Origin of the sequence: Phenylobacterium sp. (assembly GCF_035539035.1) — a bacterium.
Lineage (GTDB): Bacteria > Pseudomonadota > Alphaproteobacteria > Caulobacterales > Caulobacteraceae > Phenylobacterium.
In genome coordinates, this window is sequence record NZ_DATLJI010000016.1 from 1271203 (window position 1) to 1293433 (window position 22231).

Sequence of the window (22231 nt, forward strand, 5' to 3'; positions counted from 1 at the left end):
GCCTCGCGCCCCCGGTGCTAGCGTCGGCGGGCCTCGACTGGAGGATCGGCTCATGAAGGCGTTCGCCTAGCCGCCGACGACGATCGGCGAGCCCGCTCCTGCGACTGCGCGGCCCGGCGCCGCGCGACGGCGCTTGCGCGCCAGCCATGAGACCCAGATGAAATTCCAGCACATCGGCATCCCGACGCGGGACCGGTTCGAGGGCGAGATCCCCCTGCCCCACCTGCGGATCACCGTCAGCGACCACGCCAACAACCCCTTCGGCATCCAGTGGCAGCGCTACTGGGACGACGCGCCCTATCCGGACCTGGTGAAGACGGTGGCCCACGTGGCGTTCGAGGTGGACGACCTGATGGCGGCGATCGCTGGCCACAAGGTGATCATCGAACCCAACAGCCCGAGCCCGGGGGTGCTCGTGGCCTTCATCGAGGTGAACGGGGCGCCGGTCGAGCTGCTGCAGGTCGACCACGCCAGGCGGCCGGACCTCTAGGGCTGTTGCGTGCGGGCGGCGGGGTCCTTAAGTGGCCCGGCCATGGCTTCCAGCATCGACCAGGACCTCGAAGATCTCGCCGCCGAGTTCGACCTCCTGGGCGACTGGGAGGAGCGCTACAAGTACGTCATCGAGCTCGGCCGCGAACTCGCGCCGCTGACCGACGCCGAGCGCTCGGACCCGAACAAGGTGCGCGGCTGCGCCAGCCAGGTGTGGCTGGTCACCGAGCCGCAGGACGACGGGACGCTGCGCTTCCGCGGGGATTCCGACGCCCACATCGTGCGCGGGCTGATCGCCATCGTGCTCAGGCTGTTCTCGGGCCGGCGGCCGGAGGATATCCTCGGCTTCGACACCAAGGCGGCGTTCGACCAGCTGGGCCTGACGGGGGCGCTGTCGTCGCAGCGGTCGAACGGGCTGGCCTCGATGGTGGCGCGCATCCGCCGGGACGCGGAGCTGGCGCGCGCGGCCTAGGGGCTCAGGCGGCGCGGATGCCGCTGGTGAGCTGGCCCATGCCGACGACGGCGTCGAGGCCGAGGATCATGTCCACGTCCGTGCCGTTGGAGGCCAGCGGCAGGCGCAGCCACAGGATCGACAGATGGGAGGCGCCGCGCCAGGCGAGGTTGTGGACGCCCACCGAGGGGCGGCGCTCGGCGACCACCTTGCCCAGCTCGTAGCGCCAGTAGTCGGCGGCGCCCGAGGCGTAGACCTCCGACAGCATGCGGCCGGTGATCTCCCGGCCGTAGACGCCGTAGAGGCCGGTGCCGGCCAGGCGGATGCGGTAGTCGACAGGATCGGAGAGGACGTCGATCAGGCTGACGGTCGGCAGCAGCCGCTTGAACCCGGCAGGGTCGATATCCGGACGGCCGGGAAGCTTCGCGCCCCGCCGGAGCGAGACCCAATAGCGAAGCAACTCCTCATGCGCGCGGGCCGCCGCGGCGGGGGCTCCGATCTGCGCAGCCATATTCAGATTCCTTAACAACCCCTTGGAATCGCGACGAATCACTTATCGCCTGATGCGCGAATCTGCGGCAAGTCAAAACTATGGCCGCGCTACAAGATTTCGCAGGTGGCTCGACTGAAAACGGAAACGCCCGCCGAAGCCGGCGGGCGCCCCAAGACTGTAAAAATGATCCGGCTCAGCAAACCTGAGCCGTAGATCCTAGCGCTTCTTGCGCGGCGCCTGACGGCCGCCCTGGCCCAGGCCCATCTGCTTGGCGAGGTCCGAGCGCGCCTTGGCGTAGTTGGGAGCCACCATCGGATAGTCCTTCGGCAGGTTCCACTTCGCCCGGTATTCCTCGGGGCTCATGTTGTACTTCGTGCGCAGGTGCCGCTTCAGCGACTTGAACTTGCGGCCGTCCTCGAGGCAGACGAGGAAATCGGGGGTGATCGACCGGCGGACCGGCACGGCCGGCTCCTTCGGCGCAGCCTCGGCGGTCTCGACGCCCGACGAAACGCCGGCGAGCGCGCGGTGCACGCTCTGGATCAGACCGGGAAGGTCGGCCGCCGCGACGGAGTTGTTGCCCACATAGGCGGAGACAATATCCGCCGTCATCTCGATGACTTCCGACTTCTCGTCCATTCTTGTCGTTCCGTAGAAGCGCGCCGATGAACGGCGCTGAAGCGATCCAGTAGATCAGTAGCGCGGTCCTTATATGGAACTCGCGCCAAGGACAAGCAAGTCAGCACGACTTAATTTCACCGAACGCTCTCGGCAATTGAGATAAATACGGTTTTTGAAACTGGGCGCCGCCGGTACGCCGAGTAAGCCTGCTCTGCTCTACCTGCCGTGGCGCCCGCGTCGCGAATCAGTCGCGCACGCACGATTTCGCCGGGATCCTTGGCGGGAGCCCGGCGAAACCTCGGCGACATCTGCCGCGAAAGACTAGCGGAAGGTCGGCGCTTCCCAGTGCGGCCAGATGTCGGGCAGGTCCCTGGACACCCGGTCCGGATAGTTCGGCGGCCGCTTCTCGAGGAAGGAGCTGACGCCCTCCCGCGCGTCGCCGGACTTGCCGCGGGCCTGGATGCCGCGGCTGTCGGCCATGTGGGCGTCCATCGGGTGGGCGGCGCCGGCCATGCGCCAGATCAGCTGGCGGGTGATGGCGACCGACACCGGGGCGGTGTTGTCGGCGATCTCGCGGGCCAGGGCGCGGGCGGCGGGCAGCAGGTCGTCCGGGGCGTGCAGCGAGCGGACGAGGCCCTTGTCGAAGGCCTCCTGGGCCGGGAAGATCCGGCCGGTGTAGCACCACTCCAGCGCCGTCTGGACGCCCACCAGGTGGGGCAGGAACCAGGAGGAGGCGGCCTCGGGATTGAGCCCCCGCCGGGCGAAGACGAAGCCGTAGCGGGCGTCGGTGGAGGCGAGCCGGATGTCCATGGCCAGCTGCATGGTGACGCCCACGCCCACGGCCGGGCCGTTGCAGGCGGAGATCACCGGCTTGAGGCTGTCGAAGATGCGCAGGGTGAGGAGGCCGCCGCCGTCGCGCTGCACCCCGTCGCGCTGCCGCTCGGCCAGCGCCGCCCCGCCCTGGGCCTCGTAGTCGAAGGTCTGGGCGCCGGCCGAGAGGTCGGCCCCGGCGCAGAAGGCCCGGCCCGCCCCGGTGACGATCACCGCGCGCACCGCGTCGTCGGCGTCGGTGACGTCGAACACCGCGATCAGGTCCTTCATCATCTGGGTGTTGAAGGCGTTGAGCTTGTCGGGGCGGTTGAGGGTGACGGTCGCGACGCCGTCCTCCACGGCATACTGGATGGTCTCGAACGTCGGCGCGGACATGGGCGTCTCCCTTGTGGTTTGGGCCACTCCGGACGGGTTGACGGACGGTAGGTCAAGGCCCGTGAATGGCCCTGAACACAGATAAGTCAGGCGCCGGACCACGGCCGCCCGCGGGAGAAACGAGACGTCCATGCATCCGGCGACCCACGCCAAGACCCAGCCCGACCGCCCCGCCTATGTGATGGCGGGCTCCGGCGAGACCGTGACCTACAGGGAGCTCGACGAGCGCTCGAACCAGGGGGCGCAGCTGTTCCGCTCGCTGGGCCTGAAGCCCGGCGACGTGATCGCCCTCTTCATGGACAACAGCCCCAGGTACTTCGAGATCGCCTGGGCGGCGCAGCGCTCGGGCCTCTACTACACCTGCATCTCGTCCAAGCTGACGGCCGGCGAGGTGGAGTACATCGTGGGCGACTGCGGGGCGAAGGTGCTGATCACCTCGGCCGGGGTCGGCCCGGTGTTGGACGAGCTGCCGGCCCTACTGAAGGGCGTGAAGCTCTACATGGTCGGCGAGGCGCGGGCCCCCTACGAGAGCTTCGAGGCGGCGCGGGCGAAGATGCCGGTGACGCCGATCGCCGACGAGACCGCGGGCTCGGACATGCTCTATTCGTCGGGCACCACCGGCCGGCCGAAGGGCATCAAGCCGGCCCTGACCGGCGGGGCGATCGACGAGCCCAATGCGCTGGTCATGATGGCCCAGGGGCTGTTCGGCTTCCAGCCGGGCTGCACCTACCTGTCGCCGGCGCCGCTCTATCACGCCGCCCCGCTGCGCTGGTGCATGAGCGTGCACAAGCTGGGCGGCACGGTGATCGTCATGGAGAAGTTCGATCCCGAGGCGGCGCTGGCGCTGATCGAGAAGTACAGGTGCGACTGCGGCCAGTTCGTGCCGACCCACTTCGTGCGGATGCTGAAGCTGCCGGAGGCTGTGCGGGCGAAGTACGACGTCTCGTCGATGAAGTCGGCGGTGCACGCCGCCGCCCCCTGCCCCGTGCCGGTGAAGGAGCAGATGATCGCCTGGTGGGGCCCGGTGATCTACGAGTACTACGCCGGGACCGAGGGCAACGGCTTCTGCTTCATCAAGGCCGACGAGTGGCTGACCCACAAGGGCAGCGTCGGCAAGGCGGTGCTGGGGGAACTCAGGATCTGCGACGAGGACGGCGAGCCCCTGCCGCCGCGCGCCGAGGGCGTCGTCCACTTCGCCAACGGCCCGCCGCTCAGCTACCACAACGCGCCCGAGAAGATCGCCGAGGGCACCAACAAGCACGGCTGGACGACCCTGGGCGACGTGGGCTGGATGGACGAGGAGGGCTACCTCTACCTCACCGACCGCAAGAGCTTCATGATCATCTCCGGCGGGGTGAACATCTATCCGCAGGAGATCGAGAACCTGCTGATCGGGCATCCGAAGGTCGCCGACGCCGCGGTGGTGGGCGCCCCCGACGAGGAGATGGGCGAGAAGGTGGTGGCGGTGATCCAGCCGATGGACTGGGCCGACGCCGGCGACGAACTGCGGGCCGAGCTGATGGCCTACGCCCGCCAGAACCTCAGCCACGTGAAGTCGCCCCGGGTGCTGGACTTCATGCACGAGCTGCCGCGGCACCCGACGGGCAAGCTCTACAAGCGCCTGATCCGCGACGCCTACTGGGGCAAGGAAGGCTCGAAGATCGTCTGAGCCCCCTCTCCCGCTTGCGGGAGAGGGTTGGGTGAGGGCGGCGCAGGACGCGGTTTTCGCGCTCCGGCAGGACCAGCAGCGAGCGGGTCCAACGCCGGGGGCGATCGCATCGCGGAGCCGCCCTCACCCCAGCCCTCTCCCGCGCCCGGGCGCGGGAGAGGGAGTTCTTGCGGCCGTCCGAACAGGTGTTAGGACGGTCAGGAACCCAAGCCATTACGAGGGAGAGACGAATGAACCCGGTGGAGATCAAGGACCTGCCCGGCCTGGTGGGCCAGGAGGTGGGCGTGTCGGACTGGGTGCAGATCACCCAGGAGCGCGTGAACCAGTTCGCCGAGGCGACCGGCGACCACCAGTGGATCCACGTGGACGTGGAGCGGGCCACACGCGAGATCGGCGGGCCGATCGCCCACGGCTATCTCACCCTGTCGCTGATCCCGTTCCTGTCGGCCGGCCTGATGCCGGTGAAGGGCGTGACTCGCGGCATCAACTACGGCTCGGACAAGGTGCGCTTCACCAACATGGTCCGGGTCGGCAAGCGCGTGCGCCTGCGCCAGAAGCTGATCGGCGCCGAGCCCAAGGCCGGCGGCATGCAGCTGAAGAACGAGTGCACGATCGAGATCGAGGGCGAGGACAAGCCCGCCTGCATCGCCGAGACGATCAGCGTGGTCTACGGCGGCTGATCTGCTGCAGGTGTCATCCCGGGCGGCCGCAGGCCGATCCGGGACCCATGAACACCAGGCGAAAAGAAAAGGGCCCGGCGGCGACGCTGGGCCCTTTGTCGTGATGCGGAGTCCATGGGTCCCGGCTCTCCGCTTCGCTGCGGCCGGGATGACACCGGAGCTAGTTCTTCGCGACCGCTTCTTCCGCCGAGGCGGCCTTGGCGCCGGTGGTGCGTTCGCCGGCGGCCATGGTGACGGGCGCGGCCGGGTCGCTGACCAGGGCCAGGGTCTCGCGGATGTACTTGGCGTGGGTGACGATGCCGATCTCGAGCCGCTCGTTGTTCAGCTCCACCTGCTGGGTGAGCAGGCCGGCGATGAACTTCGCCTCGCCCTCGGCGCCGGCGCGGCGGCGGGAGTTGTCGGTCATGAACACCGGCCCGCCCGAGTTGCCCGGGAAGACCGAGAAGTCGAGCAGGAAGGTCGGGAAGATCTTGGCCGGGGCGACCGGGAAGGAGGCCACCCGGCCCGAGCGCAGGATCGGGAAGCCGGCCTGGTTGGCGGCGAGCCCGCGCGGGAAGCCGAGCGCCATCATCTCGTCGCCCGCGCCCACCTGGTAGCGCGAGAAGGTGTCGTCGGCGGCGAGGTAGTCGGCGGGGATCGCAGCCTTGGCGAATTCCGGCGGGGCGGTGATGGCGATGGCGGCGACGTCGCGGCTGGGGTGCTGGGTCCAGAGCGGCGTCCCCTTGGGGTCGCGGATCTTCAGGGTCTGGGGCGAGTAGCTCCAGGAGCCGTCGGCGTTGGAGATGCGGTAGCCGATCCGGGCGTTGGCGCTCGGCATCTTCTGGAAGACGTGGTTGGCGGTGACCAGCACGGTCCGCGGCCGTCCGTCCGGCGCCGTCTCGGAAATGAGGAAGCCGGTGCCGACCGTGCGCGTGCCGTCGCCGAGCGGCTGCTCCAGCTGAACCGTCGCGTGGATCAGCTCGACGGAGAGATCCATGACCATGGCGCCCCCAAGGCTCCCAGATTGTGAACTACGCCCCTCGCGTCTTCGCGCGATCTCGATGCACACCTAGTTAATGAGGGTTCGTCCCGCGCAACAAGACGAGAACGTACGGCAGCGTCGCGCCCTAGTGACGCGGGTACGCGCTTGAGCCGGCGGTCCCGGCGCCGCATCTAGCCGGGATGAGCCTCCCCGCACCGCCGAAAGCCCGCAAGGATCCCCGCCGCATCGAGCAGCTGGGCCGCGTCCGCACCGACGACTACGCCTGGATGAAGGACGACAACTGGCAGCAGGTGCTGCGCGACCCGAAGGCCCTGCGCGCCGACGTGCGCGAGCACCTGGAGGCCGAGAACGCCTACATGAAGGCCATGCTGGCCTCGACCGAAGAGCTGCAGGCGCAGCTGTTCGCGGAGATGAAGGGGCGGATCAAGGAGGACGACAGCTCCGTCCCCGCCCCCGACGGCGGGTGGGAGTACTACGTCCGCTACGAGCTGGGCGCCGAGCATCCCGTGCACGGGCGAAAGCCCCGCGGCGGCGGCGAGGAGCAGGTGCTGATCGACGAAGACGCGCTCTCCAAGGGCAAGGCCTACTTCCACGTGGGCGGGGCGGGCCACAGCAACGACCATGCGCTCTATGCCTGGGCGGCCGACGAGCAGGGCAGCGAATACTACACCATCCGGGTGAAGGACCTGGCCACCGGCGAGGAGGTGGCCGCGCCGATCGAGAGCGCCTACGGCGACTTCGCCTTCTCGCCGGACAGCGCGTGGATCTTCTGGATCTGGCGCGACGAGAACGCGCGGCCGTCCAAGGTCTTCCGGCGGCCGGCGCGCGGCGGCGAGGACGTGCTGGTCTACGAGGAGCCGGACGACGGCATGTTCCTGGGCGTGGGCGTGACGGCCGACGACAGCCATGTGGTCATCCACGTGGGCAACCAGGAGACCACCGAGAGCTGGCTGATCCCGGCCTCGGACCCGACGGCGGCGCCCGTCGTCGCCGAGCCGCGGAGGGTGGGGGTGAAGTACAGCCTCGACCACTGGACGGACCGCTGGGTGATCCGCACCAACGATGACGGGGCGCTGGACTTCAAGCTCTGCGTCTCGCACGCCGAGGTCCCGGCCAAGGCGACCTGGCGCGACTGGATCGCCCACGAGCCCGGCCGCTACATCACCGGCTTCCTCGCCTACGAGGGCCACCTGGTGCGGGCCGAGCGGGTCAATGCGCTGGACCGGCTGGTGGTGATGGCCCGCGAGGGCGGCGAGCACGAGATCGCCTTCGACGAGGAAGCCTATGCCCTGAACCTGGAGGGCGGGTTCGAGTACGCCACCACCGTCACCCGCTTCGTCTACCAGTCGCCGACGACGCCCCGGCAGTGGTTCGACTACGACATGGCCAGCCGCGAGCGGACGCTGCGCAAGACCCAGGAGATCCCCTCGGGCCACGACCCGGCGCGCTATGTGGCCCGGCGGCTGTTCGCCACGGCGGGCGACGGCGAGACCGTGCCGATCACGGTGCTGATGCTGAAGGACACCCCGCTCGACGGGTCGGCGCCGGTGCTGCTCTACGGCTACGGCTCCTACGGCCACGCCATGGAGCCCAGCTTCTCGATCCGGAACCTCAGCCTCGTGGACCGCGGCTGGATCTGGGCCACGGCGCACATCCGCGGCGGCTCGGACAAGGGCTGGGGCTGGTTCCTGGACGGCCGGCGCGAGAAGAAGACCAACACCTTCACCGACTTCATCGCCTGCGCCGAACACCTGATCGACCAGGGCTATGGGCGGAAGGGGAAGATCGCGGCCTACGGCGGCTCGGCCGGCGGCATGCTGATGGGGGCGGTGGCGAACCTGCGGCCCGAGCTCTGGGGCGCGATCATCGCGGCGGTGCCGTTCGTGGACGTGCTGAACACCATGAGCGACACGACCCTGCCGCTCACCCCGCCGGAGTGGCCCGAGTGGGGCAACCCGATCGAGGACGCCGACGCCTACGACCGGATCGCCGGCTACAGCCCCTACGACCAGGTGAGCGCCCAGGCCTATCCGCCGATCCTGGCGACCGGCGGGCTCTCCGACCCCAGGGTGACCTACTGGGAGCCGGCCAAGTGGGTGGCCAAGCTGCGCGAATTCCAGGCGGGCGACGCGCCCATCCTCCTGAAGATCAACATGGAGGCCGGCCACGGCGGGGCGTCGGGGCGGTTCGACTTCCTCAAGGAGATCGCCCTCGACTACGCTTTCGCCATCTGGGCGATCGACGAGGGATGGACGCGGGCATGAAGATCCGGGAGGCGACGGCGGGCGACGCCGAGGCCCTGGCGGCGATCTACGGCCACCACGTGCTGCACGGCTTCGGCACCTTCGAGGAGGAGCCGCCGGACGCGGCCGAGATGGAGCAGCGCCGGGCGGCCATCGCCGAACGCGGCCTGCCCTACCTGGTGGCCGAGCTGGGGCCGAAGATCCTGGGGTTCGCCTACGCAGGTCCCTTCCGGCTGCGGGCCGCCTACCGCTACACCGTCGAGGACAGCGTCTATGTGGCGCCCGAGGCGATCGGCCGGGGCGTCGGCGGGGCGATCCTGGCCGCCGTGCTCGACCGCTGCGAGGCCATGGGCGTGCGCCAGGTGGTGGCGGTGATCGGCGATTCGGAGAACGAGGCCTCTATCGGCCTGCACCGGTCGCTGGGCTTCCAGGACGCCGGCGTGGTCCGCGACGTGGGCTACAAGCTCGGCCGCTGGGTCGACATCGTGACCATGCAGCGGATGCTGAACGGCGGCGCGGCGACGCCGCCCGAAGGGCCGGGCATCCGGCTGGGCTGAGCCCTCACCGCTACTCGCCCTCTCCCGGCAAGCCGGGGGAAGAGAGGGAGAGGGCCGGTGGAACGCGCCGAGCCGCCGGCCGGTTAGGCCCGGAGCGGGCGGCGCACAATAGAGCTGATCTATGCGATGGGATGGCAAAATCAATTTTGCTTATGCCGCATCGCACACTAAATGGAGCCCACCTCAATCGGGAGTGCACGATGTCTCTGATCAACACCACGGTGAAACCCTTCACGGCGCAGGCCTACAAGCAGGGCAAGTTCCTGTCCGTCAGCGACGGCGACCTCAAGGGCAAGTGGTCTGTCATCTTCTTCTATCCGGCCGACTTCACCTTCGTCTGCCCGACCGAGCTGGAGGACCTGGCGGACAACTACGCCGAGTTCCAGAAGCTGGGCGTCGAGATCTACTCGGTGTCGACCGACACGCACTTCTCGCACAAGGCCTGGGCCGACACCTCGCCGGCGATCGGCAAGATCCAGTACACCATGGTCGGCGACCCCTCGGGCGTCGTGACCAACAACTTCGGCGTCATGCGTGAAGGCCAGGGCCTGGCCGACCGCGGCACCTTCCTGGTCGATCCGGACGGCGTGATCCAGTTCATGGAAGTCACCGCCGAGGGCATCGGCCGCAACGCCGCCGAGCTGCTGCGCAAGGTGAAGGCCGCCCAATACGTGGCCGCCCACCCGGGCGAAGTCTGCCCGGCCAAGTGGGAAGAAGGCGAGAAGACCCTCGCCCCGTCGCTCGACCTCGTGGGCAAGATCTAAGACCCGCCTGCACGACCGACCCGGCGCCGCTCCCCTCCCCGAGGGATGGCGGGCGGCGCCGGCCTCTTCTCCAGTACCCCTCCTCCCGGAGCTCCGCATGTTGGACGCGTCGCTGAAGGCCCAGCTGAAGGCCTATCTCGAGAACCTGCGCCAGCCGATCGAGCTGGTCGCCTCCCTGGACGGGACGCCGAAGTCGGCCGAGCTGATGCAGCTCCTGGAGGACATCGCCGCCCAGTCTGACAAGGTGAGCGTGAGCCGCGACGGCGACGACGCCCGCAAGCCGTCCTTCGCCATCGTCCGGAAGACCGACCCGGCCGTCTCCGTCCGCTTCGCCGGCCTGCCGCTGGGCCACGAGTTCACCTCCCTGGTGCTGGCCCTGCTGCACGTGGGCGGTCACCCGCCGAAGGTGGATGCCGAGGTCGTCGAGCAGGTGAAGGCGCTGGACGGCGACTTCCTGTTCGAGACCTACTTCTCCCTCTCCTGCCAGAACTGCCCGGACGTGGTGCAGGCGCTCAACACCATGAGCGTGCTGAACCCGAGGATCCGCCACGTGGCCATCGACGGCGCCCTGTTCCAGCAGGAGGTCGAGGACCGCAAGGTCATGGCCGTGCCGACGGTGCTCCTGAACGGCGAGCCGTTCGCCCAGGGGCGCATGGAGCTGGAACAGATCCTGGCGAAGATCGACACCGGCGCCCAGGCCCGCGCGGCCGAGAAGATCAAGGGCAAGGACGCCTTCGACGTGCTGGTGGTGGGCGGCGGCCCGGCCGGCGCGGCGGCGGCCATCTACGCCGCGCGCAAGGGCATCCGCACGGGCCTGGCGGCCGAGCGGTTCGGCGGCCAGGTGCTGGACACCATGGCCATCGAGAACTTCATCTCCGTGCCGCACACCGAGGGCCCGAAGCTGGCCTCCGGCCTGGAGCAGCACGTCAAGGACTACGACGTCGACGTGATGAACCTGCAGCGCGCGGCGAAGCTGATCCCGGCCAAGACGCCGGGCGGGCTGATCGAGGTCGAGCTGGAAAACGGCGCCACCCTGAGGTCGCGCACCGTGATCCTGGCCACCGGCGCGCGCTGGCGGCAGATGAACGTCCCCGGCGAGGACGCGTACCGCAACAAGGGCGTGGCCTACTGCCCGCACTGCGACGGCCCGCTGTTCAAGGGCAAGCGCGTGGCGGTGATCGGCGGCGGCAACTCCGGCGTCGAGGCGGCCATCGACCTGGCCGGCATCGTGGCGCACGTGACCCTGATCGAGTTCGACGCCCAGCTCCGCGCCGACGCGGTGCTGCAGAGGAAGCTCGCCAGCCTGCCGAACGTGCGCATCGTCACCTCGGCCCTGACCACCGAGGTGCACGGCGACGGCGAGAAGGTGACCGGCCTGACCTACAAGGACCGCAACACCGACCAGACGCACCGCGTGGAGCTGGAAGGCGTGTTCGTGCAGATCGGCCTCGTGCCCAACACCGAGTGGCTGAAGGGCGCGGTGGCGCTGTCGCCGCGCGGCGAGATCGAGACCGACTACCGCGGGGCGACCGACGTGCCCGGCGTGTTCGCCGCCGGCGACGCCACGACGACGCCGTACAAGCAGATCGTCATCGCCATGGGCGAAGGCTCCAAGGCCGCGCTCTCGGCCTTCGACTACCTGATCCGCCTGCCCAATCCGGCGGAGGGCGCCGAGCCGGCCGACATCGGGGCCCAGGCGGCGGCCTGACCCGGAGCCGCCCCCCGTCGCGAGACGGCCGGCGGACCGGCGCCGTCACAATCCATTGCAGTTCGTTTCACTGGGCCGTCACGGAATCCAGTCAGAGAAGCCGCGTCCAACAAGATCGGAAGTCATCCGACGATCCCGGATGGATGTGGCCGTTCTGCTGGTGTGACGCGGGTGTTCACGCCGCACTAGCACGCCACAGCTCTTGGAGCTCAGGCGATGTACTTGGCGATGCTCGCGATGGCCCCGCTGCTGGCCGACGTCTCGTCCACCGAGATCTTGCGCACGGCGGCCGCGCCGAAGGCCGCCGAGATCAGCGTGCTCACCTACAACATCAAGGGCCTGCCCTGGCCGGTCGCCACGGGCCGGGCGCGGGCGCTGAAGGAAATCGGCGAGGAGCTGGGCCAGATGCGGCGCGAGGGCCGCCAGCCGGACGTGGTGCTGCTGCAGGAGGGCTTCCGCGGCGAGGTCCGCACGCTCGTGGCGGCCAGCGGCTACCGCTACTGGGCCCAGGGGCCGGTGCGCGGCGCACGCGCCGAGGCCGGCGGGCTGGGCGGCCTGGCGCGGATCACCTCGGGCGAGGGCTGGGGCAAGGTCACCGGCGGCGGGCTGCACGTGCTGAGCGACCTGCCGATCGTGGACGTGCGCAGCGCCCCCTTTGGCGCCTGCGCGGGCTTCGACTGCCTGGCCAACAAGGGCGTGATGATGGTCCGCCTGTCGCTGGGCGATCCGCCGTTCGAGATCGACGTGGTCAACACCCACATGAATTCCCGCCGGGCCGCGCGCGTGCCGGCCGAGCGGGCGCTGAAGGCGCACAACCGCCAGACCGAGGAGCTGCTGGGCTTCCTGGCCGACCACGCCAGGCCTGAGCGGCCGCTGCTGATCGGCGGCGACTTCAACGTCAGGAACGCGCCCGAGCGCTACTACTACAAGGCCGAGGCGCGGCCCTACACCGTGGTCAGCGAGTTCTGCCGGCGGCCGGACGCGGGCTGCGAGCACCCGGGCGCGGACGCCCCGGAGCCCTGGCTGAAGTCGCAGGACCTGCAGGCCTTCGCGAGCCCCGCGGCCGTCCGGTTGGAGCCGGTGAGCGCGCGGACCGTGTTCGACGGCGCGGCGGGCGGCAAGCTCTCGGACCACGACGGCTATCTGGTGCGCTACCGCCTGACCTGGAGCCCCGAGCGGACGACGGGGGCGCAGCGCGGCGTGCAGGTGAAGCCGCAGTTCCCGAAGCTCGGGGCCAAGGTCTCCTTCGTCTACTGAACCTTCGGCAGGCGGACCTCGACGAGTTCCCGGGTCGAGCGGCTGATGCCGAACAGCACGCCGGGGCGGGCGCGGTCGAAGGCGATGGCCTGGCCCTCGATGGGGAGCTCGATCGTCGCCAGGTGCTCCAGCGTGGAGCCGCCCACGGGCAGGCGCAGGACGTAGAGCTCGGGATGGTCGTGGCCGGTGACGTAGAGCAGGCCGTCGGAGCCAAAGCCGCCGCCGGACGAGCTCATCGGCCGGAACCTCGCCAGCACCGTCTCGGGGAAGGACCAGGCCTCGGTGCGCCGCCACTGGTCGTCGAACTTCACGAGCTGGGTGTGGCGGTGGTCGCGGCCGGGTTCGCCGCCGCGGGCGTCGTAGTTGGCGAAGGCCGCCCACCAGAAGCCCTGGTGGCGCACCACCCAGGTGAGCGAGCCGACCTGCTGGCCGAGCGCGACGGTGCGGACGTGGACCATCCGGCGGGCGTCGAACACCTCCACCGAGCTGGTCATCGGCGTGGCCGGATAGTTGGAGCTGGCGCAGACCAGCTCGGCGCCGACCGCCTCGCAGGAATTGATGTGCGGAAAGCGGCCCCGGTCGCCGGTCCACTCGGCCACGCGGCGGCCGGCAGCCTTGTCGTACTTGCCGATCACCGAATTATCGATGGCGTAGAGGTGGCGGGCGTCCACCGCCACGCCCTGGCGGGCCTCGGGCGCGGGAAGCCTCCGCAGGACCTCGGCCTTCAACACCGGGACCTGGGCGGCGGCGGGCCCGGCGAGCAGCCAGGCGGCGAGGACGAGGAGCCGCCTCACGCCCGCTTCAGCCCGGGTTCGCCGGCCTCCACCACGAAGCGGGCGAGGTCGCGGACCGGAGAGGCGGGGACCAGGGCGTTGTCGATGGCGCGGAAGGCGACCGTGGTCGTCCTCGGCGTCAGCTCGACCAGGCCGTAGCCCCGCCGCTCGCCCTCGGTGAAACGCAGGTGCGGGTTGGCGGCCATCAGCCGGGCGAGGTCGGCGTTCGACGCGCCCAGCGAGGAGATCGAGCCGCCGACGAACTCGCTGGCGATCGGCCGGCCGGGCTCCAGGCCCACGTCGCCGGCCACGAAGCAGTGGATGTCGCCGCCGAGCGCCAGGGGGTTGGCGACGGCAGCGTCGCGCCACTGCCGCAGGATCCGCGCCCGCGTCTGGGCGTAGCCGCCCCAGCCGTCGTTGGAGTAGCGCACGCCCTCCGGCGTCAGGCGCTGCAGCTCGGCCATGACGTACTGCTGGGCCAGCAGGTTCCAGCGGGCGCGGGAGGCGGCCAGCGTCTGCATCAGCCACCGCTCCTGGGCGGCGCCGAGCAGGGATCGGGCGGAGTCGGTCCGCTCCGGGCAGTCCGGGATCAGCTTGCCGTCCGAGAGCGCGTCGCAGGTCCGGGCCGGCCGGTGCTGGCGGGTGTCGAGGAACTGCAGCTGGGCGAGGTTCCCCCAGTCCAGGGCCCGGTGCAGCAGCATCTGCGGGCCGACCGGGATGGACCGGCGGCGCAGGGGCATGTGCTCGTAATAGGCCTGGTAGGCGGCGGCGCGCCGGCGGAGGAAGCTCGCGGGATCCATCCCGTCGCGCGCCTGGTCGCCGCCGTAGTCGTTCTCCACCTCGTGGTCGTCCCAGATCACCATCCAGGGGGCGCAGGCATGCGCGGCCTGCAGGGCGGGGTCGGACTTGTAGGCGCCGTAGCGGACCCGGTAGCCGGCGACGTCCATGGGCTCGGGGCCCGGGTGGCGGCGCACGCCGCGGTCGGTGGGCGCCTGCTCGTAGATGTAGTCGCCGAGGAAGAGGACGAGGTCGGGGTCCTCCTCCACCAGGTGCGGATAGGCGCCGTAGAAGCCGGCCTCATACTTCTGGCAGGACCCGTAGGCGAGGCGCAGGCGCGAGACGTCCGCGCCGGGCGCGGGGGCGGTGCGGGTGCGGCCCACGGGGCTGCGGTGGCCGCCGGCCGTGAAGCGGTACCAGTAGGCTCGGCCGGGGCGCAGGCCCTCGACCTCCACGTGGACGGAATGCCCGGCCTCGGCGACGGCCAGGACGCGGCCGCGGCCGGCCGGGCGGCGGAAGGACTCGTCCTCGGCGATCTCCCAGACGACCTCCACGGGCGCCGGGGCCATGCCGCCGTCGGGCGCGAGCGGGCTGGGCGCGAGGCGGGTCCAGAGGACGACGCCGCCGGGCTCGGGCTCGCCGGAGGCGACGCCCAGGCGGAACGGGTCGTCCGGCAGGCGGGCCTGGGCCAGGGCCGGTGACCAGGCGCCGGGCAACAGCGCCACCCCGGCCAGGCCGGCGGCCTGGGCCAGCAGGCGGCGACGCGGAAGGCTGCCGAAGCTCATGGCCTCACCATCGCGCGGAAACGCCGAGGTAGTAAGTGCGGCCGTAGCGCTCGTAGTTGGTCAGCCAGTCGCGGCGGCCGCCCTGGTACTCGCGCAGAACCTCGTCGTTGAGGTTCTGCAGGTCGACGAAGACCTCGAGGTTGTCGGTGAGCGCATAGCTGGCCTTGGCGTCGAGGCGGCGGTAGTCGTCGTCATAGGTGTCGGCGTCGGCGTCCGCGCCCAGCCCCTGCACCGCCTTGCCGGTGTGGTGCCAGGAGAGCGCGGCCTCCAGGCGGCCCGCCTGGTAGAAGAGCTGGGCGCCGTAGAGCAGGTCCGACTGGGCCGGGAACGGCAGCTCGCCGCGCCCGGGGACCGTCAGGCTGGAGTCCGTCCAAGTGACGTTGGCCGAGGCGCCGAAGCCGCTCAGGAAGCCGGGCAGGAAGGTGAACTGCTGCTGGTACTGCAGCTCCACGCCCTTGATCTCGCCCTTCTCGGCGTTGCGCGGCTGGGTGTACTCGAGGCGCGAATAGGTGCGGCCGTCGATGACCTGGCCGGTCAGGGTTTCCTCGAAATCGAAGATCGGGTCCTCGATCCGCTTCAGGAAGGCGCCGGCCGAAAGCAGGCCGCCGGGGGCGAAGTACCACTCCGCCGAGATGTCGAAGTTCTCGGACCGGAAGGGCTCCAGCTCGACGTTGCCCTCGGAGAGCTCGCCCTCGAAGGTGCCGTCGTTGAGGGGGGTGGAGATCAGCGCGCCGCCGGGGCGCAGGTCCGGATACTGCGGCCGGCCGAGCGTGCGGGTGTAGGCGAGGCGCACGACCACGTCCTCGCGCGGCTCGAAGCGCAGGTGAAGGCTCGGCAGGAAGTCGGTGTACTCCCCCTCGCGGGAGACCGGCGTCACGGCGGAGCCGGCGAGGCGGAAGCCCTGCACCTCGGTGGCGGTGTGCTCGACCCGCCAGCCGCCGATCACCCGCACGGCGCCGAAGTCGACGTCGGCCATCACATAGCCGGCGGTGACCCGCTCGTTCAGGTCGTAGTCGTTGAGGGTGTCGTTGGAGAGGCTGTTGGCGCCGTTGCGCACAAAGCGCGGGCCGCCCAGGTTCTCGGCCGTGAAGCGGCGGATCGCGTCGGCGTCGATCGTGAACCGGTTGACGTAGGTGTAGTCGCCGAGGTCGACCTCCATCACCGGGCCCTGCAGACCGAAGTCGGCAAGGGTGAAGCGGTTGGCCGAGGCTCCGCGGTCGTACTGGTCGGTGCGGCCGTCGAAGGCCTTGTCGGTGTCGCGCACTTTCAGGCCGAACTTGAAGTAGCTCGCCTCGCCGACGTCGAGGTCGCGGCGGACGTCGACCTTGGCGGCGATGTTGGTCTCCTCGCCGCTCTCGTCCTGGACCGTGTGCTGGCGGAAGCCGAGCAGGGAGGCCGAGGCGTTGCGGGGCTCGGCCGTGTAGAGCAGCGGCCGCATGTCGAAATCGACGACGAGGTTCGCGCTGGTGGCGCGGAACTGCCAGGACTGGTTCGGCTCGACCAGCTCGTTGAAGCCGTAGGAGAGGTCGTAGGCGACCTGCCACGGGCCGCGCTCGTGCTCGCCGCCCAGGGAGTAGGAGGAGATGCTCTTCTCCTTGTACTCGAGCCGCAGGTCCTGGCGGGCGTCGACGTTGCGGGCGACGCCGGTGGCGCCGTCGGCGTTCAGGGTGAGGTTGGCGAGGTTCGAGGCGAAGTCGAGCCGCCAGCGCTGGCGGTACTCGTCCTCGGTGAAGCGCGAATAGAGGCCGCGCAGGTAGAAGCGGTCCTCGTCGGTGGGCCGGAACTCCAGGGTCCCGGCGGCGGCGATGCGCTCGCGCTTCAGGGTGTAGTTGGTGAACTTCAGGTTGGTGGGCAGGCCGCCGCGGGCGACGCCCGGGACCGTGCGCCAGTCGTCGGGATAGAGCCCGTCGGAGCGGTAGTCGCGGGAGGAGCCGCTGACGCCCAGGAGCACGCCCCAGCGGCCGTCACCGAACACCGCGCCCAGGGTCAGGTCGCCCTGCACCGGGGTCTTCTCGTTGAACTGCTGGTAGCCCACCTGGATCGAGCCGCGGGCCACGCGGTCGCCGCCCATCTCGAACGGCGACTGGCTGACCAGGTTGATGGTCCCGCCGATGCCCTGGGCGTCGTAGTCGGGGGTGACGGCTTTCACCACCTCGATGCGCTGCAGGAGCTGGCCTGAGATCACGTCCAGCGGCAGGGCGCGGCTGTCGCCGTCGGGGTTGCCGACCTCGACGCCGTTGAGGGTGACGTTGTTGAGCTGGGCGGGCGTGCCGCGCACCGAGACGTAGCGGCCCTCGCCCTGGTCGTAGGCCAGGCCCACACCCGGCAGGCGCTCCAGGTTCTCGGCGACGTTCTTGTCGGCCAGGCGGCCGATCTCGTCGGCGGAGATGGCGTCGACGACGCCCACCGCCTCGCGCTTGGTCTCGATGGCCCGCTGCTGGGAGAGCCGCTGGCCGGTGACGACCAGCTCGTCGACCGTATCGGCCTCCTGGGCCACGGCGGCGCCCGACCAGGCGAGCGCCACGGCGAGCGCAATGCGGCTCGCCGCCATCCTGTCCAATCGCATGACTTACCCCCGATGTGTTTGCGACGGTGCTTAGGCGCCGCCCACGTCACGCCGGTTAAGCTTCCGCGTCAAATCCGTGACGGTCAGGGGAGGCCGAGCGCCCGCTTCACCTCGCGCCAGTCGACCAGCTTGAAGTTCTGCCGGTCGCGGCCGGCGGTGGGGGCCTCGCCGTCGGTGTCGCTGTCGTCCTGGGCGACGAACAGGCCGGCCGGATAGGGGCCGACCTGGCCGCCCAGGGCGGCGATGCCGTCGGTCCCGGTGACCGGGTCGGCGCCGTTCGCGCCCATCACGGAGAAGCGGCCGGCCCAGGCGGGCTCGGCGCCGTCGACCCGCCAGACGGCGAAGGCGCTGTCGCCCTGGCTGGAGGCGATCAGCCAGGTGGCGGCGCCCTCGCGCAGCAGGGTGAGGCCCTCCACGTCCGGCTGCAGCCTGTCGGACGGCGCCTCGGCGATCAGGGTCCCGGCGTTGGTCACCGGGTCCAGCGGATAGCGCCAGATCCCCCGCCCCTCCTCGCCCACGTAGAGCAGGCCCCGGGCGTCGTCGGCGACGCAGCCCTCGGTCTGGGTGGCGAGCGCGAAGCGGCGCTGCTCCGTGCTGCGGATCGCGCCGTCGGGGCCGGCCTCCACCGCCACCTGGCGGACCTGGCCGTCCGTGCCGTTGACGATCACCACGAAGGCCTCCCCGAGCCTCGCCATGCACATGCCGTAGGGTTCGGCGAGGTCCAGCGGGACCACGCCCCAGGGCCTGACCTCGAGCGTCGCCGGGTCCATCAGGTAGAGGGCCGCGCCCATGCGGCCGCGGTCGCTGGCGGCCACCAGTACGCGGGGACCGTGCGGCGTCGGGAAGCCGTCGCGCAGGTCGACGTTGTTGAGCTTGCCGTCGGGGAGGAAGGCGCGGACCTTGCCGTCGAGGCCGTAGACGTAGAGGCCCGCCTGCTTGTCGGTGCCGAAGATCACGCCGCGGCCGCGGTCGGCGGGGTCGACCCAGATCTCCGGGTCGTCGGCGGCGTCGGCGTTGCGGGTGGCGACGGCCTGGGTCTCGGCGGCGGCCGGGACCGGCGTCCCCACGCCCGACAGCATCTTGCCGGAGTCCGAGCGCGCCTCGGGATCAAGACCAGCGCAGGAACTCATAAGCACAGCGACGGCAGAGAGCGACGCAAAACTGTAATAAATCCGCCGCGAAAACATCACTGGCCCCCTCGCCTCTGCAAATCTAAGCCCGGCCCGGGATTTTCACAGTCCAGCTCTCCCGTCAACCACGGCTGGACTGCGGTCGGGGGAATGAAAACATGAAGAAGTCCGCGTATTTCGCGCTGGCCGCGCTCGCGCCGCTGGCGCTCGCCACCCAGGCCAAGGCCCAGGAATCGGCCCTGGCCGCGGCGGCCGCGCCGGCCACCGTGGAGGAGCTGGTGGTCTCGGGCGAGATCGTCTTCCGCAACCGGACGGAGGACACCGTCCCCACCCTCTCCTACGACCTGGAGTACTTCCAGCGCTTCGAGCCGCTGACCGCCGGCGACGCCATGAAGCGCGTGCCGAGCGTGGCCTTCCTGTCGGACGTGCTGGAGAGCGACGGCGCGCGGCTGCGCGGGCTGGACCCCGGCTACACCCAAATCCTGATCAACGGCGAGCGGGTGCCGGGGGCGGGGGTCGACCGCTCCTTCTTCGTGGACCGCATTCCCGCCGAGCTGATCGAGCGGATCGAGGTGGTGCGCTCGTCGTCGGCCAACCGCAGCGGCGACGCCGTGGCCGGCGCCCTGAACATCGTGCTGCGCGACGGCCATTCGCTGGAGGGCGGCTACCTGCGGGCCGGCGCCATCCTGCTGGACGACAAGCGGGTGCGCGAGACGGTGGGCGGGGTCTACGCCGGCCAGGTGGGGCCGGGCCGGCTGCTGGTCGGCGCCAACATGCAGGGCCGCCGCAATCCGAAGGTGAAGGTCAGCCGGCGCTATTCCGAGCCCGGCGGCGAGCTCGAGGACATCGAGCTGCAGACCGACACCCGCAACGGCACCGACTACTCCGCCAACGCCAGCTACGACCTGAAGTTCGAGGGCGGATCGCTGGAGCTGTCAGGCTATTTCGTGCGGACCGACCGGCGCGAGGACGAGGACTCCATCGAATACGCCGGCGGCCGGATCGGCCCGGCCGACCTCCTGACCCTGAACGACAACAACGTCGACATCGTCACCGACAACTGGACCCTGGGGGCGAAGTACGACCGCGAGATGCTGGGCGGCCGCTTCAAGGCCCGGATCGGCTACGCGGCGTTCGAGGATGCGCAGGACGAGGTGGAGGAGGAGACCGAGTACCTGCGCGACACCCGGCCCTTCCCGGAGGACGACCGGTTCACGGGCGACCTCACCTTCCTGCGGCTGAAGGACACCGAGTTCACCGCCCAGCTGGCGCAGGAATTCGACCTGGCGGTGGGCGAGCTGGAGGTGGGCGTCCAGTACGTGGGCAAGGACCGCGCCACCGAGATCACCGCCGACCGCAACCGGATCACCATCCCGAACCCGCCGGCGGCGCGGCCGACGATCCCGGGCGCCTACGGCCCCTTCCTGCCGGTGGCGGGCGGGGTCTCGACGATCGAGGAGCGGCGGATCGACCCCTATGTGATGCTGTCGGGCAAGTCCGACCGGCTGAGCTGGGAAGCGGGCCTGCGTTACGAGACCACCGAGACCGAGATCGTCGACGAGACCGCCGAGGCCGCCGACCGGGTGCGCGAGAGCGACGAGGCGGTCCTGCTGCCGTCGGCGCACCTGCAGTGGAGCCTGTCCGACCGCGACCGGCTGAGCCTGTCGGTGGCGCGCACCGTGCGGCGGCCGAGCTTCAACCAGCTCTCCCCGGCGATGCTGGAGGCCGAGCTGGGCGACAACGACTTCATCGGCAATCCGGAGCTGGAGTCGGAGACCGCCTGGGGCCTCGACCTCGGCCTGGAGCGGCGGATCGGCCGCCGCGGGGTGGCCGGCGTCAACCTCTTCTACCGTTCGGTGGAGAACCTCGTGGAGGTGGCCAACACCGGGGAGGAGGGCAGCGAGGGCGAAGGGACCTTCGTGTTCACGCCGCAGAACACCGGCGACGGCAAGGTCTGGGGGATCGAGTTCGACCTCTCCACCCCGCTGACCGCCGTGGGCCTGCCGAACACCGGGGTGTTCCTCAACTACTCCTGGCTGGACAGCGAGATCACCGACGGCTTCGGCGAGCGGCGGTTCAACGACCAGTCGGACCATGTGCTGAACGTCGGCTTCATCCAGGACCTGCCGGAGTGGAAGGCGGCCTTCGGGGCGACCTACCGCAAGCAGGGCGACGCCTTCGGCCGGGTGGTGGGCGAGGAGGTGGAGACCTCCTACGGCGCGGACCTGGAGCTGTTCGTGGAGAAGCGGTTCGGCGACCGCTTCGTGCTGCGCCTGACGGGCTCGAACCTGCTGAACGCCTCGAAGGAAGAGGTCTTCCACAAGTTCGCGACCTTCGAGGACCAGCTCGACCGCAGCTACGACGAGTACGAGCTGGAGAGCGAGGAAGCCGGGCCGGTCTTCCAGCTGGTCGGGCGGGTGACCTTCTAGCCGGCGTCGCCGAACCCTCATCGAAGCTTCACCGGGCTGTCGCAGACGCCCGGGATATTGCGGCGCGAGGGAGACGGGCGACGCGCCTGGATCAAGCTGAGGGCGGGGCGCGGGGCTTTGCGGTACGGGATCGTTCGAGAGGTCGAGGGCCTCGCTCCGCCCCTGCGCCAGCGCGCCCTGCTCGAGCAGGCGCAGTGCGACCTGATCCTGCAGGAGGGGCCGCCCACCCCCGAGGCGCAGCGCCGCCTGGGCCGGCTGCTGGCCGGGCTGAAGGCGCAGGACGAGGTGATCGTCCAGAGCCTCGACGCCTTCCAGCGCTCCACCGGCGAGCTGGCCCAGCTGATCCGCACCTTCCTGGAGGTGGGCGTCGTGCTGCGCATCGTCGGTGGTCCGGACGAGTCGGAGGTGCTGCCGCCGGCCGAGAACGTGCGCCGGGTGCTGGCCCTGCTGGCCGAGCACGAGGCGCGGCGGCCGAGCCGCTCGCCCGCCGGGGCCGCCTCGCGCGCCAACAGCGGCAGCCGCAAGCCGCTGTCCAAGTACCAGATCGAGTACGCCCGCCGGCTGCACCGCGAGGGGACGTCCCTTCGCTCGCTCAGCCTGCTCTTCCAGGTCTCGCCCAACGAGGTCTGGGAGGCGATCGGCGACTGAGCGGTC

The 22231-nt window shown here is 70.4% G+C and carries 19 protein-coding genes; 11 read left to right on the forward strand and 8 right to left on the reverse strand.

The features are described 5' to 3' along the window. Positions 1-157 precede the first annotated feature (157 nt). Both VM685_RS20220 and VM685_RS20225 read left to right on the forward strand, forming a co-directional pair. Positions 158-490, forward strand: coding sequence for a hypothetical protein (locus VM685_RS20220; RefSeq protein WP_325461982.1), 333 nt, complete (start codon positions 158-160; stop codon positions 488-490). Between the two features lie 42 nt (positions 491-532). Beyond that, positions 533-961 (forward strand): SufE family protein, encoded by a 429-nt coding sequence (locus VM685_RS20225; protein ID WP_325461983.1) that lies wholly within the window; start codon positions 533-535, stop codon positions 959-961. A gap of 4 nt (positions 962-965) precedes the next feature. Here VM685_RS20225 and VM685_RS20230 read toward each other — a convergent pair whose 3' ends face one another. The 3 genes from VM685_RS20230 to VM685_RS20240 form a co-directional block, all read right to left on the reverse strand. After that, positions 966-1451: a PAS domain-containing protein gene (locus VM685_RS20230; protein ID WP_325461984.1), complete on the reverse strand. Its 486-nt coding sequence runs from the start codon at positions 1449-1451 to the stop codon at positions 966-968. 198 nt (positions 1452-1649) lie between these two features. Further along, on the reverse strand, positions 1650-2069 hold the full coding sequence (locus VM685_RS20235) for a MucR family transcriptional regulator (protein WP_325461985.1): 420 nt from the start codon (positions 2067-2069) through the stop codon (positions 1650-1652). 303 nt (positions 2070-2372) lie between these two features. After that, positions 2373-3257: a crotonase/enoyl-CoA hydratase family protein gene (locus VM685_RS20240; RefSeq protein WP_325461986.1), complete on the reverse strand. Its 885-nt coding sequence runs from the start codon at positions 3255-3257 to the stop codon at positions 2373-2375. Positions 3258-3387: 130 nt separating this feature from the next. On the opposite strand from VM685_RS20240, the gene VM685_RS20245 reads away from it, so the two are divergent. Together VM685_RS20245 and VM685_RS20250 are read left to right on the forward strand one after the other, a co-directional pair. Next, positions 3388-4926, forward strand: a complete 1539-nt coding sequence (locus VM685_RS20245) for an acyl-CoA synthetase (RefSeq protein WP_325461987.1) — start codon at positions 3388-3390, stop codon at positions 4924-4926. 230 nt (positions 4927-5156) lie between these two features. Next, positions 5157-5606 (forward strand): MaoC family dehydratase, encoded by a 450-nt coding sequence (locus tag VM685_RS20250; protein WP_325461988.1) that lies wholly within the window; start codon positions 5157-5159, stop codon positions 5604-5606. A 160-nt stretch (positions 5607-5766) separates the two neighbouring features. On the opposite strand, the gene VM685_RS20255 is transcribed toward VM685_RS20250, so the two are convergent. Continuing rightward, positions 5767-6582, reverse strand: a complete 816-nt coding sequence (locus VM685_RS20255) for a trypsin-like serine peptidase (protein WP_414693396.1) — start codon at positions 6580-6582, stop codon at positions 5767-5769. Between the two features lie 185 nt (positions 6583-6767). Here VM685_RS20255 and VM685_RS20260 point away from each other — a divergent pair, with 185 nt between their 5' ends. From VM685_RS20260 to VM685_RS20280, 5 genes are all read left to right on the forward strand, one after another. Beyond that, on the forward strand, positions 6768-8852 hold the full coding sequence (locus VM685_RS20260; RefSeq protein ID WP_325461990.1) for a S9 family peptidase: 2085 nt from the start codon (positions 6768-6770) through the stop codon (positions 8850-8852). Continuing rightward, positions 8837-9388, forward strand: coding sequence for a GNAT family N-acetyltransferase (locus VM685_RS20265; RefSeq protein ID WP_325461991.1), 552 nt, complete (start codon positions 8837-8839; stop codon positions 9386-9388). The genes VM685_RS20260 and VM685_RS20265 overlap by 16 nt, the downstream gene beginning before the upstream one ends. Positions 9389-9588: 200 nt before the next feature. Next, a complete protein-coding gene (gene ahpC, locus VM685_RS20270; RefSeq protein WP_325461992.1) occupies positions 9589-10152 on the forward strand; it encodes an alkyl hydroperoxide reductase subunit C in 564 nt (187 codons plus the stop codon). Positions 10153-10249: 97 nt separating this feature from the next. Continuing rightward, complete coding sequence (ahpF, locus tag VM685_RS20275) at positions 10250-11860, forward strand: alkyl hydroperoxide reductase subunit F (RefSeq protein ID WP_325461993.1); 1611 nt, start codon at positions 10250-10252, stop codon at positions 11858-11860. A gap of 216 nt (positions 11861-12076) precedes the next feature. Further along, positions 12077-13117 carry an endonuclease/exonuclease/phosphatase family protein gene (locus tag VM685_RS20280; protein WP_325461994.1) on the forward strand — a complete coding sequence of 347 codons (1041 nt, stop codon included), beginning with the start codon at positions 12077-12079 and terminating at the stop codon, positions 13115-13117. Here the strand turns inward: VM685_RS20280 and VM685_RS20285 are convergent. The 4 genes from VM685_RS20285 to VM685_RS20300 all read right to left on the reverse strand — a co-directional run bounded on the left by VM685_RS20285 (position 13111) and on the right by VM685_RS20300 (position 19097). After that, the gene (locus tag VM685_RS20285; RefSeq protein ID WP_325461995.1) at positions 13111-13911 is read right to left on the reverse strand and encodes a hypothetical protein; all 801 of its coding nucleotides are present in this window, start codon (positions 13909-13911) and stop codon (positions 13111-13113) included. The two genes, VM685_RS20280 and VM685_RS20285, sit on opposite strands and share 7 nt — an antisense overlap. Next, entirely contained in the window at positions 13908-15452 is a 1545-nt protein-coding gene (locus VM685_RS20290) for an alkaline phosphatase D family protein (protein WP_325461996.1), read from the reverse strand. The genes VM685_RS20285 and VM685_RS20290 overlap by 4 nt, the downstream gene beginning before the upstream one ends. Before the next feature lie 4 nt (positions 15453-15456). Continuing rightward, positions 15457-18018, reverse strand: coding sequence for a TonB-dependent receptor (locus tag VM685_RS20295; RefSeq protein ID WP_325461997.1), 2562 nt, complete (start codon positions 18016-18018; stop codon positions 15457-15459). An 83-nt stretch (positions 18019-18101) separates the two neighbouring features. Further along, complete coding sequence (locus VM685_RS20300; protein WP_325461998.1) at positions 18102-19097, reverse strand: phytase; 996 nt, start codon at positions 19095-19097, stop codon at positions 18102-18104. A gap of 209 nt (positions 19098-19306) precedes the next feature. Here VM685_RS20300 and VM685_RS20305 point away from each other — a divergent pair, with 209 nt between their 5' ends. Together VM685_RS20305 and VM685_RS20310 are read left to right on the forward strand one after the other, a co-directional pair. Next, entirely contained in the window at positions 19307-21577 is a 2271-nt protein-coding gene (locus VM685_RS20305; protein WP_325461999.1) for a TonB-dependent receptor plug domain-containing protein, read from the forward strand. Between the two features lie 117 nt (positions 21578-21694). Beyond that, positions 21695-22225 (forward strand): recombinase family protein, encoded by a 531-nt coding sequence (locus VM685_RS20310; protein ID WP_325462000.1) that lies wholly within the window; start codon positions 21695-21697, stop codon positions 22223-22225. Positions 22226-22231: the final 6 nt, after the last annotated feature.